The organism is Ectothiorhodospiraceae bacterium BW-2 (genome assembly GCA_008375315.1).
Classification (GTDB): Bacteria; Pseudomonadota; Gammaproteobacteria; order Thiohalomonadales; family Thiohalomonadaceae; genus BW-2.
This window is the reverse complement of the sequence record CP032507.1, coordinates 1,659,536-1,673,261: the sequence shown is the minus strand read 5'-3', so window position 1 is coordinate 1,673,261 and position 13,726 is coordinate 1,659,536. Positions and strand designations below refer to the sequence as shown.

Here is a 13,726-nt window from a genome sequence, read left to right as displayed (position 1 = left end):
CGTGCCGACGATAGAGAGTCGGGCTGGGGGGCAGAGTGCCCGTTTGGGTGCCGTGGTGGTGGTTAAAGCGGTGCTGTATGGCGGCGAGTCGCTAACCACCGTACTACAGCGGCAGCTCCCTCACCTGACTGAGAGTGAGCGGCCGCTAGCACAGGAGTTGAGCTACGGGGTGCTGCGCTTCTGGCCTCGGTTAGTGTTAGTGATTGACAGATTGCTACAAAAGCCACTCAAAGCGAAAGATAGCGATATTAAGATTCTGCTGGCGCTAGGGCTCTATCAACTACAGCAGCTCTCACTACCCGACTATGCGGTGCTCTCTGAGACGGTGAAAGTCACTAACCAGTTAAAAAAGCCGTGGGCTAAGGGGGTAGTGAATGCCCTACTACGGCGCTGGCAACGAGAGTCAACCGCCCTTACCGCAGCGCTGCAGGCGGAGCCGGCGTGGTGTTATGCCCACCCTAAGTGGTGGCTAGAGCAGCTACAGAGACAGTGGCCTAAGAGGTGGCGGGAGATAGTCGAGGGGAATAATCAGCGCCCGCCGATGACGCTACGGGTCAACCAGCAGCGCCAGAGTCGGCAGGCTTATCAGGCGCAGTTACAGCAGGTAGGCGTCCTCTCTGAACCGCTGCTACCGGCTCATGCGTTATGCCTGTCACAGCCAGTTGCGGTTGAGCAGCTACCTGGCTTTGAGAGCGGTAGCTGTAGTGTGCAGGATGGGGCTGCCCAGCTAGCTGCTGAACTACTGGCTCCGCAGCCGTATGAGCGAATTTTAGATGCCTGTGCCGCGCCTGGAGGGAAGAGCGCCCACCTCATGGAGCTCGAACCGACACTGGAGTTGCTAGCACTCGATAGTGAGACTGAGCGCTGTCGGCGGATTGAGCAGACCCTCTCCCGACTCGCTTTTCAGGCCAAGGTGGTTGTCGCGGATGCGGCTAATCCCGACAGTTGGTGGGATGGTCGATACTTTGATGCGATATTGCTTGATCTCCCCTGCTCGGCCAGCGGCGTCATTCGGCGCCATCCCGATATTAAATATTTGCGACGAGAGAGCGATATTGCCGTCTTGGTGGCGCGACAGCGGGCGATTTTAACGGCAGTTTGGCCGCTACTTAAACCGGGGGGGCGGCTGCTCTATGCCACCTGTTCGCTATTTAAGCAGGAGAACGAGGAGAATATTCACTGGTGGCTCTCACAACAGCGCGACTGTCAGTCTAAAAATGTAGCGGTGGCGTGGGGTGAGCAGATCGGCCATGGTAGGCAGATTTTCCCCGGTGAGTATGGTATGGATGGGTTCTACTACGCACTACTGCTAAAACAGGCGTTATGAAGATTATTATCCTAGGTGCCGGCCAGGTTGGAACCTCTCTGGCCAATAGTCTCTCTAGTGAGGCGAACGATATTACCGTCGTCGATGTCGATAGTGATAAGCTGAGCGTATTACAAGATAGGATGGATCTGAAGACGATTCATGGCCCCTGCTCCCACCCTGAAGTGTTACGCTCTGCTGGTGCTGAGGATGCCGATATGGTGATTGCGGTGACCAACAGTGACGAGGTCAACATGATCGCCTGTCAGGTGACATCGACACTCTTTCGCACGCCGACCAAAATTGCCAGAGTGCGCTCACGAGACTATTTTCAATATCCAGAGCTATTTAAATCCCCCGCCCTACCGATCGATGTCACCATTAGCCCCGAACAGCTAGTGACCGACTACATTCACCGCTTAATTGAGTTTCCAGGTGCGCTACAGGTGCTCGATTTTGCCGAAAATGAGCTACAGCTCGTCGCGGTTCGCGCCTTCTCCGATAGCCCGATGGTCGGCCATCCGCTACGCGATCTCCACGACCATCTGCCCAACTCCAGCGCCCGCTTAGCGGCAATCTATCGCCATGAGCAGGCGATTTTACCGAAGGGGCATACGATAATTAATGCCGGTGATGAGGTCTTTTTTGTTGCCAAGCGTAGCGATATCCATAAAGTCATGCAGGAGCTGCACCAAAAAGAGAAACCGGTCAAGCGAATTATGATTGCCGGTGGGGGAAATATCGGTCGCAGATTAGCCCAGACGCTAGAGCGCAACTACCAAATTAAGTTAATTGATCGTAGCTATAGTCGTACCCGTATCTTATCTGAAGAGCTACGCAATACTATTGTACTGCACGGCAATGCCGCCGATGAGGAGCTTTTGCTAGAGGAGAATATCGATCAGACCGATATCTTTTGTGCCCTGACGAATGATGATGAGGCCAATATCCTCTCGGCGATGCTAGCTAAACGACTTAAAGCGCGTAGAGTGATGGCGCTAATTAACCGTACCGCCTATGTTGATCTGGTCGAAAGTAGCCTGATCGATATCGCTATCTCACCTCAACAGGCGACCATTGGAAGCCTTTTAGCCCATATTCGGCGGGGGGATGTGGTCAATGTCCACTCGCTACGCCGCGGTGCTGCAGAGGCCATTGAGGCGATTGTCCATGGAGATAACAGCTCCTCTAAGGTGGTTGATCGCCGTGTCGATGCTATCGGTCTGCCAGCGGGAGCGGTGATTAGTTCAATTGTACGAGAGAGCGAGGTGATTGTACCGCACCACGATACCGTCATTCGCTCTGGAGATCACCTCATCATCTTTGTTGTTGAGAAGAGTCTGATACCTCGGGTGGAGGAGCTATTTCAGGTCGATGCGATCTTCATCTAATCAAACAGGGTAAGGCGCATCGATGCATAGTCAGGTTGTCATGCGAATTATCGGTATCTTGCTGATGTTGTTCAGCTTTACGATGGTACCACCTATGCTTGTTGGCTTAATCTACTTTAGCGAAGGGGCGATTCCTCCCTTTGTTAAAACCTTTCTGTTGACGCTAGTGAGTGGCTTTTTGCTCTACTGGCCGCTGCGTCGGGTCAAGTTAAAGCTGCGTCTGCGAGATGGCTTTATGGTGGTGGTGCTCTTTTGGACGGTACTGAGCCTGTTTGGTGCGCTGCCCTTTATCTTCTACCACGCTATTGATATCCCTGATATGTCGGTGACTGATGCGGTATTTGAATCGGTATCGGGGCTAACCACCACTGGGGCGACGGTCATCACTACGATTGATCAACTTCCCCACTCGATTCTCTACTATCGCCAGCAGCTACAGTGGTTGGGGGGGATGGGGATTGTGGTGTTAGCGGTAGCGGTGATGCCGATGCTCGGTATCGGCGGGATGCAGCTCTATCGGGCTGAAGCGCCCGGGCCGATGAAAGATAGTCGCCTCACCCCCCGAATCGCCGAAACGGCCAAAGCGCTATGGTATATCTATTTAGGCTTAACTGTCGCCTGCGCCCTAGCCTACTGGGCGGCGGGCATGACGCTGTTTAATGCGATAGGGCACAGCTTCTCCACTGTGGCCATTGGCGGCTTTTCGACCCACGATGCCAGCATGGGTTACTACAGCGATACCCCAATGATTGAGGTGGTAGCGATTATCTTTATGTTCGTGGCCGGGATCAACTTTGCGCTCCATTTTATGGCTTGGCGTGGCCGTACCACCGCCCCCTACCATCTGGATGAGGAGTTGCAGGTCTATATTATGGTGCTGTTAGGGGTGGGGGTGATTACCGTTGGTTATCTCTACTTTAGCGGTCACTTCGACTCATTGTATGAATCGGCGCTACATGGCCTATTTCAGACCGTCTCCATGACTACCACGACCGGCTTTACGACCAGCGACTACCATAACTGGCCTAGCTTTTTACCGGTACTGCTCCTATTTGCCAGTTTTATTGGCGGCTGTGCCGGTTCAACGGGAGGGGGCATGAAGGTGATTCGGTTTGTGCTGCTACTAAAGCAGGGCAAGCGGGAGGTGGCAAAATTGATCCACCCTAATGCAGTGATCCCGATTAAGATAAGCGGCAAGCCGATGCCAGATAAGGTGATTAGCGCGGTATGGGGTTTTTTGGCCACCTATGTTGCGCTATTTAGCATGATGATGCTGACATTGATGGCAACCGGACTGGATCAGGTGACCGCCTTTTCTGCGGTCGCCGCTTGCATGAACAACATGGGGCCAGGGCATGGTGAGGTCGGCTACCACTACGGCACCCTCTCCGATACGGCGAAGTGGGTACTCTGTTTTGCCATGCTGCTAGGAAGACTGGAGATATTTACCCTGTTGGTCATCTTCACTCCGGTCTTCTGGCGTCGTTGAGATCGGTTAAATCTGCGTGGATCAAACAGCTCAAAAGTTGCATAATGTCGGGCGTGGGCAGAGGCTCCTATGTGTTGGCTGGTTTTTGATTCTACCTAAGCTTACCACTATAGCCCCTTGCCATCCCCAACTTTTTGGCGAAGGTATTGAAAAAAAGGTTACGGTTTAATGACATTTAAAGCAACGCTCACAGACGGAACAGAGTTTACAGTGAATCGCGGCGAACTGGTGCTAGATGCCGCCCTACGGCAGGGTATTGCGCTCCCCCACGGCTGTCGTGGCGGTGCCTGCGGTGCCTGTAAGTGTAAAATTGAGGGCGATATTGACTATCGTGACGATCCGATGGCGCTCTCAGAGCAAGATCGAGTAGAGGGAAAGGGGTTACCCTGCGTTGCTGAAGCAAAAGGTGATCTTAAACTAGAGCTTAAGCTGCCTAGCGCTCTATCGCTCAAAGAGAGCGCTCATCAAGTCGTCCTCCAGCCTAGCGGCAAGGCGTTCAGGGTCGAAGCGGACGAGAGTCTGATCGATGCGGCGATTCGGCTCGGCATCCCCCTCCCCTACGGCTGTCGTGGCGGCAACTGCGGTGCTTGTGAGTTAGAGATAGTGAGTGGCGAGGTGAGCTATCCGACCAAACCTTGGGCACTAGAGCAGCCAGATGGCAGTTTTGCGACAGATAAAATTTTAGCCTGCTTGGCTCGACCAAAGGGCGATCTGGTCGTGCGGGCCAAACTAAAGGGGAGGGCCGCGCTACCTGTCGAGCAGATGCCGACCAAAATTGCGCTAATGAAGCGCTTAGGTCAAGATGTGATGCAGCTAGGATTAAAACTTCCAGAAGAGGTTCGTCTGCAATATATGGCCGGACAGTATGTCGATTTTCTTATCGATAATGAACAGAGACGCGCCTTTTCGATTGCCAATGCCCCCCATAAAGATGCGCTATTAGAGTTCCATATTCGCCATGTACCCGATGGCAAATTTACCGATAGACTGTTCGATACCCTACAGCTAGGAGATATAATTCGTATCGAAGGCCCCTTTGGTAACTTCTATCTACGAGAAGAGTCAGAACGACCGATTATCTTTCTGGTCACCGGCACCGGTTTTGGTCCGGTGAAGGCGATTTTTGAGCATATAGTGGCCGAAGGCCTAACCCGCCCGATCTATCTCTACTGGGGGGCCTATAACCAGCAGGCGATCTACATGCACGAGCTAGTAGAGAAGTGGCAGCAGAGCTATGACCATTTTCACTATCGGCCGGTATTGACCAACCCCGAAGCTGGTTGGCAAGGGCGCACCGGTTTTGTGCAGGAGCAGGTGGTTAAAGAGATATCCGATCTTAACAGCTACGAAGTTTACGCCTGCGGTAACCCCAGTATGGTGCACGCGGCGCGGGATAGGCTCGTTGCCAATGGCCTGAGCGCCGACCACTGCTACTCCGACGCCTTCGAGCTAGCTGCCCCCCAAAAGAGCGAATAGAATTAGGAGAGACTGTGGATTCAATAGACCATTTTCTGATTCACCAACAGCCCTACTACGCACCGGTTGGCAACGAGGTAGCCATCTTCGAGTCGGCCTATGCGAACCGTCTGCCCGTGCTACTAAAGGGGCCGACTGGCTGCGGTAAGACCCGCTTTATGGAGTATATGGCGTGGCGATTGCAGCGACCACTCATCACCGTCTCCTGCCACGACGATCTCACCGCCTCTGATCTAGTAGGCCGCTACCTCATTCGCGGTGGGGAGACGGTCTGGATCGATGGCCCCTTAACGAGAGCGGTACGAGAGGGGGCTATCTGCTATCTGGACGAAATTGTCGAGGCGCGTAAAGATACCATGGTAGTCATCCACCCGTTAGCCGATGACAGACGAGTACTGCCGATTGAAAAGCGCGGCGAACTGGTGGAGGCGGGAGCCGCTTTTGCCCTAGCCGTCTCCTATAACCCAGGTTACCAGAGCGTCTTAAAAGATCTGAAGCAGAGTACGCGGCAGCGCTTTGTGGCGCTAGAGTTTGACTACCCTAATGCCGAGTTGGAGGCTGACATTGTCGCCACCGAGTCGGGGATAGATGCCACCATGGCGCAGCAGCTAGTTAAATTTGCCCTCATGACCCGTAATCTTAAAGGGAGTGGTTTGGATGAGGGGGCCAGCACCCGACTCCTAGTTCATGCCGCTAAACTGATAGCCAGTGGCGTGTCGGCGGTAGAGGCGTGTCATAGTGCCATCGCCCAAGCACTGACTGACGATAGCGAGATGCTGGTGGCGATAGACGAGCTATCGGCATCGATTTTTTAGCTTTAGCCCCTACCCCATCTAAGGCGCGGGCGCGATAAAGGAGACAGTCCTTGCCTAAAAAGAGACCTACCATTGAAGATCTACAGAGCGATGAGTCGTGGCGGCTATTTCGCATTTTAAGTGAGTTCACTGAGGGGTTTGATAAACTTAACGGTATTAAATATGCCATCTCTATCTTCGGCTCTGCTCGAACGGCAGATGAAGAGCCAACTTATCGAGCGGCGGAGGAGTTAGGCTACCTATTAAGCCAAGAGAACTTTTCAGTGATCTCAGGGGGCGGGCCTGGCATTATGGAGGCGGCTAATCGTGGTGCCCAAAAGGGGAGCGGTTACTCCATCGGCCTCAACATCGAACTACCATTTGAGCAGATGCCTAACCCCTATCAAGACATTTCGCTCAACTTTCGCTACTTTTTTGCCCGTAAGGTGATGTTTGTCAAATACTCCACCGGTTATGTCATCATGCCGGGTGGTTTTGGCACTTTGGATGAGTTTTTTGAGTCACTCACCCTAGTGCAGACAGCCAAAATCTACCGTATGCCGATTATCCTCTACGATAGCGCCTTTTGGGGAGGGTTGGTCGAATGGATAAGAACGACATTAGTTGAGCGCGAAGTGATCTCACCCCAAGATGTTGATCTAATTGAAGTCACTGACGATATTAACCATATCGTTGCGGTCATGATTAACCATCGGCGTCAAAAGGCAGAGCTGATCCATAAGGGTAACCTAGAGAAGCTGCGTGAACGATATGGCAGCGAAGTGAAAGAGGAGTGGTTACAGTGTCTGGAGAAGATCTGTCGTCCTCATGGCATCGAGATTTAGGTGAGCTGACAGTGAAAGTAAAGCGTTGGCATAAATGGCTAACTATAGTGCTGTTACTGCTAGTGACACTGGCAGGAGGGGGGTTACTCTTGACGCATTCCCCCTTAGCCCCAGCCCCTCTACTCTCAACCGAGATCGTCGCCTGCCACTTCGAGACCGGCTCCGTCTGCTATGCCGCTATGAAGGGGGAGGGGGGCGTGGCTATCGATCTCAATCCCAAACCGCTGCAAGTACTTAAACCGCTACAGTTAACTCTAAACGGCAGCGCGATACCCACCGAGCGCGAGAGTGCGATTGTGACCCTGACCGGTATCAATATGGAGATGGGTCAGACTCGATTTCGGCTACAGCGACAGCCAGAGGGGGGGCTAAGTGGGCAGATTATGTTACCCCTTTGCAGCAGTGAACGGATGGATTGGCTTGCCGTCGTAGAGTTAGCGGCGGGTGACCCCTCGACTCTGCTCAGCTTCTCCTTCTCTACTTGGAATGAGTAACCGATGCCTCCCCTATGGGCCGAGATTGAGGCGGCGATAAGAGCGGCCGCGGGTGAGTCGTTCACCTTGCAACGGCAGCAGAGTGTCGCCGGGGGAGATATTAACTCGGCCTACCGGCTGGAGGGGGCGCGAGGGGAGTGCTGGTTTGTTAAGTTGAATTTGGCGCACCGGCTTGAGATGTTTATCGCTGAAGCGGCAGGATTAGAGGCGATCGCGGCGACAAAAACAGTTCGGGTACCGCGTCCGCTCTGCTATGGCGAGGCGGGCGCTCAGGCCTTTTTAGTACTCGAAGCGCTATCGCTTGGAGGTAGGGGGGATCCGGCCCTGCTCGGCGAACAGCTAGCGGCGATGCACCTAGCGACCGCGACTCAACAAGACTATGGCTGGTTTCGCGATAATACCATTGGCGAAACCCCGCAGCTAAATAACCCCGATAGCGACTGGATCAACTTTTACCGTCAGCAGCGACTAGGTCATCAGCTCAAGCTAGCAGGCCAACATGGTCTGCCGCAAGCGGCGCTGGTGGCGGGTGAGAGGCTAAAGCAGCAGTTAGCCACTTTTTTTAACGGCTATCGAGTCCGCCCCTCGCTGCTACACGGCGATCTCTGGTCGGGCAATATCGGTTTTACTCGGGAGGGAGAGCCGGTTATCTTCGATCCGGCCACCTACTATGGCGATCACGAAACTGATCTAGCGATGAGCGAGCTGTTTGGTGCCCAACCGAGCCCCTTCTACAGCGCCTACCACGCCAACTTTCCGCTCGATAGCGGCTATCGCTACCGTAAATCGCTCTACCACCTCTACCACCTATTAAACCACTTTAATATGTTTGGTGGCGGCTATGGCCAGCAGGCCTACGCCACCATGCAGCGACTATTAGCGCTCGTCTCTCCCCTCCGCTGACCTATTTAGCCGTGGCGGGGGGCTATTTTCCACACCTTATGCACACTTTATCACAATAATTACCTCGCTCTCTTGACGCTCATCGGCTCTCCCTCTATAGTGCAAAAAAGTGGGTTTTTGTGGGGCATAGTGGGTTGGCGCTGTTTCGAGGAGTATCGGAGTTAAATCTCGATGGCAAGGGGCGACTTGCCATTCCTACCCGCTGGCGTGACCTATTACTGACTTGTTGTGAGGGGAATTTAATTATTACGGTTGATGTTGTAGAGCGTTGTCTGGCTATCTATCCATTGAGTGAGTGGGAGCCTATTCAGCAGAAGCTGGATCGGCTCTCCACTATGGATAGTCGTAGTGCGATGATTAAACGACTCGTGCTGGGTAATGCGACCGATGTCGCAATGGACAGCCACGGTCGGGTATTGCTGCCGAAAAAGCTGCGCAGCCATGCGCTCTTGGAGAAGGAGCTCGTGCTTATCGGTCAGGGACGAAAATTTGAGCTGTGGGATAGCGCTATGTGGGATGAGCGTTGTCAGACCTGGCAGCAGACGATTCAGTTAGGGTACGCCGAAATCCCGCTGGAGCTACAGGAGCTGGGGATATGAGCCAGCCACTGCATCAGAGTGTGCTGTTGTCTCAAGCGGTCGGGGCGCTACAGATTCGCGCCGATGGCTGCTATGTCGATGCGACTTTTGGTCGTGGTGGCCATAGTCGAGCGATTTTAGAGCAGTTAGGGGCTGAGGGGCGGCTGCTGGCACTGGATCAAGATCAGCAGGCGTGTCGCTACGCCGAGCACCACTTCGGTGGCGATAACCGCTTTACCATCATTCACGCCCCCTTCTCCCGCCTAGGCGAGGAGTTAACGCGCCGTCGCGTGGGGGCGGTGAATGGCATTTTGGTCGATTTGGGGGTCTCCTCTCCTCAGCTAGATGAGATAGATCGCGGCTTTAGCTGGCGTGGTGAAGCCCCACTCGATATGCGTATGGATCCTAGTCGTGGCGAGAGTGCTGCTGCGTGGCTGGCTATCGCCACTTGGAGTGATATTGCAAAGGTATTAAAAGAGTATGGCGAGGAGCGCTATGCGAACCGTATCGCCCGCGCGATTGTCAGCTACAGGGAGAGCGAGGGGCCGATTGAGACCACCACCTTGCTGGCGAAAATTATCGCCGCAGCCCACCCCCGTTGGGAGCGAGATAGACACCCTGCAACTCGCTCATTTCAGGCGATTCGCATCTATATCAACGGTGAGCTAGAGCAGTTAGAGCAGCTCTTATCACAACTGCTAGCACTACTAGCCGAGGGGGCTAGAGTGGTGATGATCAGTTTCCACTCGCTCGAAGATCGTCTAGTTAAGCGCTTTATGCGTCAAGCGGCCCGTGGTGACGACTACCCCCCCGATCTGCCGATACCTGTCAGCGCCCTTAAACCTAAACTGAAGATTATCGGCAAGGCGGTGCGCCCTCAGGCCGATGAGATAGCGGCCAATCCGCGCAGTCGTAGTGCGATAATGCGCGTTGCACAGAGGCTAGTGGCCTGATGATCATGTTGAATACGCTGTTAGTTGCCCTGCTGTTTGTCACCTCGCTGGCGGTGGTACAGGTAAAAAATGAGACGCGCCAAGCGTTTGTGCGCCTAGAGCAGCTACAGCAGCAGCGGGATGATATGCATATCGAATGGGGCAAAATGCAGTTAGAGCAGAGCACCTATAGCGGCCATAGCCGTATCGATCATATCGCCCGTAACGAGCTGAAAATGGTCGTGCCGCAGGAGTATGCGGTCATTAAGGTAACCCGATGAAACGCTCTAAAGTTGAGGTTCATCTCACCCTGCGGCTGCGCTTTCTACAGGCTCTGCTGCTGCTAGCGGCTATCGTGCTACTGTGGCGGCTGGTCAACCTTAATACGGCTAAGAGTGACTTTTTAAAAGAGCAGGGCCATGCCCGTTTTCTGCGTGATGTCGAAATTGCCGCCAATCGCGGTACGATTACCGATCGCAACGGCGAAGTCGTGGCGGTCAGTACCCCGGTAGAGTCGATTTGGGTCAACCCGCAGCAGCTGCAGCCGCAGGATCAGCGCCACTACCCCGCGCTAGCGGCCCTTTTAGAGATTGACCGACAGCGGCTAACCGATCTGATCGCCAGACGCAGCGATAAAACCTTTGTCTATCTAAAACGCCATCTATCGCCAGCGATAGCGGCTCGAATTGTCGAGCTAGGGATAGAGGGGCTCTATACCCAGCGCGAATACCACCGCTACTATCCGATGGCTGAGATCGCCTCCCATGTGGTCGGCTTTACCGATATCGATGATCGGGGACAGGAGGGGCTAGAGCTACTGCTCAATGAGCGCTTGCAGGGAAAATCGGGCCTAAAACGGGTGATTCGCGATAGACTCGGGCGCACCATTGAGAATGTCGAAAGCCTAGAAGAGGTCGAAGCGGGAGAGGATATTCGCCTAACGCTTGATCGCCGTATTCAATACCTCGCCTATCGGGAGCTTAAGGCCGCCGTACAGCTACATGAGGCGAAGGGGGGGATGGCGATTGTCTATGACAGCGATAGCGGTGAAGTGCTAGCGATGGTCAATCAGCCAGCCTATAACCCCAATAATCGTAGTCAGTTAACCGCTGATGCGCTGCGCAACCGAGCGGTGACCGATATCTTTGAGCCCGGTTCGACTATGAAGCCGTTCACTGTGGCCGCCGCCCTAGAGAGTGGCCTGTTTAGCAGTAGCTCGACGGTCGATACGGCACCGGGTTATCTGCGGCTAGCCAACTTTACCATTCGTGATGCCCGTAACTACGGGGTCATCGATCTGGCGACGGTCATTAAAAAATCGAGCAATGTCGGGGCGAGTAAAATCGCCATGACGCTAGATCGAGAGCAGATGTGGCGGCTATTTGATGGGTTTGGGTTTGGATGGTCAAGCGGTAGCCGTTTTCCGGGCGAGCAGAGTGGCAATCTACCGCCCCACTACCAGTGGCAATCGATTCGTCAGGCGACGATCAGCTACGGCTATGGGCTATCGACCACGCTGATGCAGCTAACTCGCGCCTATGGTGCCCTAGCGGCTGAGGGGAGATTGTCGCAGGTGACCTTTTTAGCCGATGAGACCATGCCCTCGCGGCGGGTAGTCTCGGCAGCGGTTGCCCGCAGTGTGGTGACAATGATGTCGCATGTGACCGATGAGGGGGGAACCGCTCGCCTTGCCCGTATTGAGGGCTATCAGATCGCCGGTAAGACCGGCACCGTGCGTAAACTCGATACCGAGGGGTATAACGAAGAGAACTATCTGGCACTCTTTGCCGGTATGGCACCGGCTAACGATCCAAAATTGGTGATGATAACCGTAATCGATCAGCCCGATTCGGGAGACTACTACGGCGGGGTGGTTGCCGCACCGGTCTTTGCTAAAGTGATGGGCGGAGCGCTACGGCTGCTCAATATCCCTCCGGACGATGTAGAGGCCGACAGCTCGCTACAACTGACCGGACTAAAGCCACCGGAGCTAGCGCCATGAGTGCGGTAGCGCTGCAGCAACTGCTGCCACAACTCACCGGTACTAAGATAGGTGGGGTGCTAGTTCACGGCGTAGCGATCGATAGTCGCCAACTGCGACGAGGGGAGCTATTTATCGCCCTAAATGGCCATCGTGGTCACGGGTTACACTATCTGCCCCAGGTGATAGAGCGAGGAGCGGCTGCGCTACTCTATGAGCCGACATCGGCTCCAGTTGAACTCTGTCGTACCTACGACGGAGCGATTCCCATGCTCGCTATCGCCGATCTAGCGCAACAGATCAGCCAGATAGCCGCCCGCTTTTTTCACCACCCAGGCCGTACTCTCCATCTAACCGCCGTCACCGGCACAAACGGTAAGAGCAGCGTTGCCCACCTCTACGCCACCGCCTTAGAGGGGTGTGGCGAACGGGAGTGTGGCTTAATGGGGACTCTCGGCGCGGGGCGGCCACAGCGGTTAAGCTATAACGGCATGACCACCCCCGATGCGGTATCGGTACAGCGGCAGTTAGCACAGTGGCGCAGCGAGGCGCTCTCCTATGCGATGATGGAGGTCTCCTCCCACGCACTAGATCAAGATCGAGTGGCCGCAGTCCCCTTTACGACTGCTATCTTTACCAATTTAAGTCGCGATCACCTCGACTATCACGGCACCCTAGCCCGTTATGGGGCGGCGAAAGCGAAGCTGTTTCAGTTTGAGTCGCTACAACAGGCGATCATCAATATTGCCGACCCCTTTGGACGGCAGCTCATAGCACAGCTCCCCCGCTCGGTCACAGGCTACGGCTATCAGCTACTGCGACAGGGCGAGCGCCCTGATCCGCTCGCGGCGATAACAGGAGAGATCGTCGCCGCCGATCGTAGCGGTATGACGCTAAAAGTGGCTACCCCTTGGGGAGAGGGGCAGTGGCGACTACCACTATTAGGCGAGCATAACGGTGAGAACCTGTTGGCTGTCGTGGCCGCGTTACGGCTAGCAGGTCTCTCTTGGGAGAGCCTCCCCCGACGGCTACAAGCGGCCCATTTGCCCGCCGGCAGAGTCGAACGCTTAACGACGCCGACGGGGGTGGAGGTGGTGATCGACTTTGCCCATACCCCCGATGGGCTACAGTCGCTGCTACAGGCACTCAAACAGCACCAGTTTGGTCGGATTTGGCTGGTGTTTGGCTGTGGGGGGGATCGTGATCGTGGCAAGCGGCCGCAGATGGGGCGAGTGGCTGAGTCGGCCAGTGAATCTGTGATTGTCACCTCCGATAACCCGCGCAGCGAGTCCCCGCAAGCGATTATCGACGACATTATTGCCGGCATGGCCGCACCAGAGCGAGCGGTATCGATCGTTGATCGAGCCGAAGCGATTGAGTATGCACTGAGAGAGGCAGCACCGGGGGAGTGTGTGGTGATTGCCGGGAAAGGGCATGAGCAGGGGCAGATAGTCGGTACTCAAACACTCCCTTTCAGTGATCAGCAGTGGGTGATGTGCTATTTACAGCAGCAGCAGGAGCAGGCGGCATGATGCAC

13 protein-coding genes are annotated in these 13,726 nt (G+C 54.7%); all 13 read left to right on the top strand.

Annotated features, from left to right (window positions below; genetic code table 11):
* The first annotated feature begins 43 nt into the window (after positions 1-43).
* Positions 44-1,327: a 16S rRNA (cytosine(967)-C(5))-methyltransferase RsmB gene (gene rsmB / locus D5085_08010; GenBank protein QEP45099.1), complete on the top strand. Its 1,284-nt coding sequence runs from the start codon at positions 44-46 to the stop codon at positions 1,325-1,327.
* Positions 1,324-2,697, top strand: coding sequence for a Trk system potassium transporter TrkA (trkA, locus tag D5085_08005; protein QEP43062.1), 1,374 nt, complete (start codon positions 1,324-1,326; stop codon positions 2,695-2,697). Before rsmB ends, trkA begins: the two co-directional genes overlap by 4 nt.
* Before the next feature lie 22 nt (positions 2,698-2,719).
* Positions 2,720-4,186 (top strand): potassium transporter, encoded by a 1,467-nt coding sequence (locus tag D5085_08000; protein QEP43061.1) that lies wholly within the window; start codon positions 2,720-2,722, stop codon positions 4,184-4,186.
* Between the two features lie 168 nt (positions 4,187-4,354).
* Positions 4,355-5,662, top strand: a complete 1,308-nt coding sequence (locus tag D5085_07995; protein ID QEP43060.1) for a CDP-6-deoxy-delta-3,4-glucoseen reductase — start codon at positions 4,355-4,357, stop codon at positions 5,660-5,662.
* On the top strand, positions 5,659-6,477 hold the full coding sequence (locus tag D5085_07990) for a CbbQ/NirQ/NorQ/GpvN family protein (GenBank protein QEP43059.1): 819 nt from the start codon (positions 5,659-5,661) through the stop codon (positions 6,475-6,477). The genes D5085_07995 and D5085_07990 overlap by 4 nt, the downstream gene beginning before the upstream one ends.
* A 50-nt stretch (positions 6,478-6,527) precedes the next feature.
* Positions 6,528-7,301 carry a TIGR00730 family Rossman fold protein gene (locus tag D5085_07985; protein ID QEP43058.1) on the top strand — a complete coding sequence of 258 codons (774 nt, stop codon included), beginning with the start codon at positions 6,528-6,530 and terminating at the stop codon, positions 7,299-7,301.
* Positions 7,302-7,312: 11 nt separating this feature from the next.
* Positions 7,313-7,795: a hypothetical protein gene (locus D5085_07980; GenBank protein QEP43057.1), complete on the top strand. Its 483-nt coding sequence runs from the start codon at positions 7,313-7,315 to the stop codon at positions 7,793-7,795.
* A 3-nt stretch (positions 7,796-7,798) separates the two neighbouring features.
* Entirely contained in the window at positions 7,799-8,698 is a 900-nt protein-coding gene (locus D5085_07975) for a fructosamine kinase family protein (protein QEP43056.1), read from the top strand.
* Positions 8,699-8,838: 140 nt separating this feature from the next.
* Positions 8,839-9,297 (top strand): transcriptional regulator MraZ, encoded by a 459-nt coding sequence (gene mraZ / locus D5085_07970; GenBank protein QEP45098.1) that lies wholly within the window; start codon positions 8,839-8,841, stop codon positions 9,295-9,297.
* A complete protein-coding gene (gene rsmH, locus D5085_07965) occupies positions 9,294-10,229 on the top strand; it encodes a 16S rRNA (cytosine(1402)-N(4))-methyltransferase RsmH (GenBank protein QEP43055.1) in 936 nt (311 codons plus the stop codon). The genes mraZ and rsmH overlap by 4 nt, the downstream gene beginning before the upstream one ends.
* Positions 10,229-10,489, top strand: coding sequence for a cell division protein FtsL (gene ftsL, locus D5085_07960; GenBank protein QEP43054.1), 261 nt, complete (start codon positions 10,229-10,231; stop codon positions 10,487-10,489). The genes rsmH and ftsL overlap by 1 nt, the downstream gene beginning before the upstream one ends.
* Complete coding sequence (locus D5085_07955; GenBank protein QEP43053.1) at positions 10,486-12,210, top strand: penicillin-binding protein 2; 1,725 nt, start codon at positions 10,486-10,488, stop codon at positions 12,208-12,210. The genes ftsL and D5085_07955 overlap by 4 nt, the downstream gene beginning before the upstream one ends.
* The gene (locus D5085_07950; protein ID QEP43052.1) at positions 12,207-13,721 is read left to right on the top strand and encodes a UDP-N-acetylmuramoyl-L-alanyl-D-glutamate--2,6-diaminopimelate ligase; all 1,515 of its coding nucleotides are present in this window, start codon (positions 12,207-12,209) and stop codon (positions 13,719-13,721) included. The genes D5085_07955 and D5085_07950 overlap by 4 nt, the downstream gene beginning before the upstream one ends.
* The last annotated feature ends 5 nt before the right edge of the window (positions 13,722-13,726 follow it).

What these genes read in the sequence shown, in the direction of transcription:
- D5085_07975 (QEP43056.1), top strand. Translation starts at nt 7,799, where the DNA reads ATGCCTCCCCTATGGGCCGAGATTGAGGCGGCGATAAGAGCGGCCGCG.
- ftsL (QEP43054.1), top strand. Translation starts at nt 10,229, where the DNA reads ATGATCATGTTGAATACGCTGTTAGTTGCCCTGCTGTTTGTCACCTCG.
- trkA (QEP43062.1), top strand. Translation starts at nt 1,324, where the DNA reads ATGAAGATTATTATCCTAGGTGCCGGCCAGGTTGGAACCTCTCTGGCC.
- D5085_07950 (QEP43052.1), top strand. Translation starts at nt 12,207, where the DNA reads ATGAGTGCGGTAGCGCTGCAGCAACTGCTGCCACAACTCACCGGTACT.
- D5085_07955 (QEP43053.1), top strand. Translation starts at nt 10,486, where the DNA reads ATGAAACGCTCTAAAGTTGAGGTTCATCTCACCCTGCGGCTGCGCTTT.
- D5085_07995 (QEP43060.1), top strand. Translation starts at nt 4,355, where the DNA reads ATGACATTTAAAGCAACGCTCACAGACGGAACAGAGTTTACAGTGAAT.
- rsmH (QEP43055.1), top strand. Translation starts at nt 9,294, where the DNA reads ATGAGCCAGCCACTGCATCAGAGTGTGCTGTTGTCTCAAGCGGTCGGG.
- D5085_08000 (QEP43061.1), top strand. Translation starts at nt 2,720, where the DNA reads ATGCATAGTCAGGTTGTCATGCGAATTATCGGTATCTTGCTGATGTTG.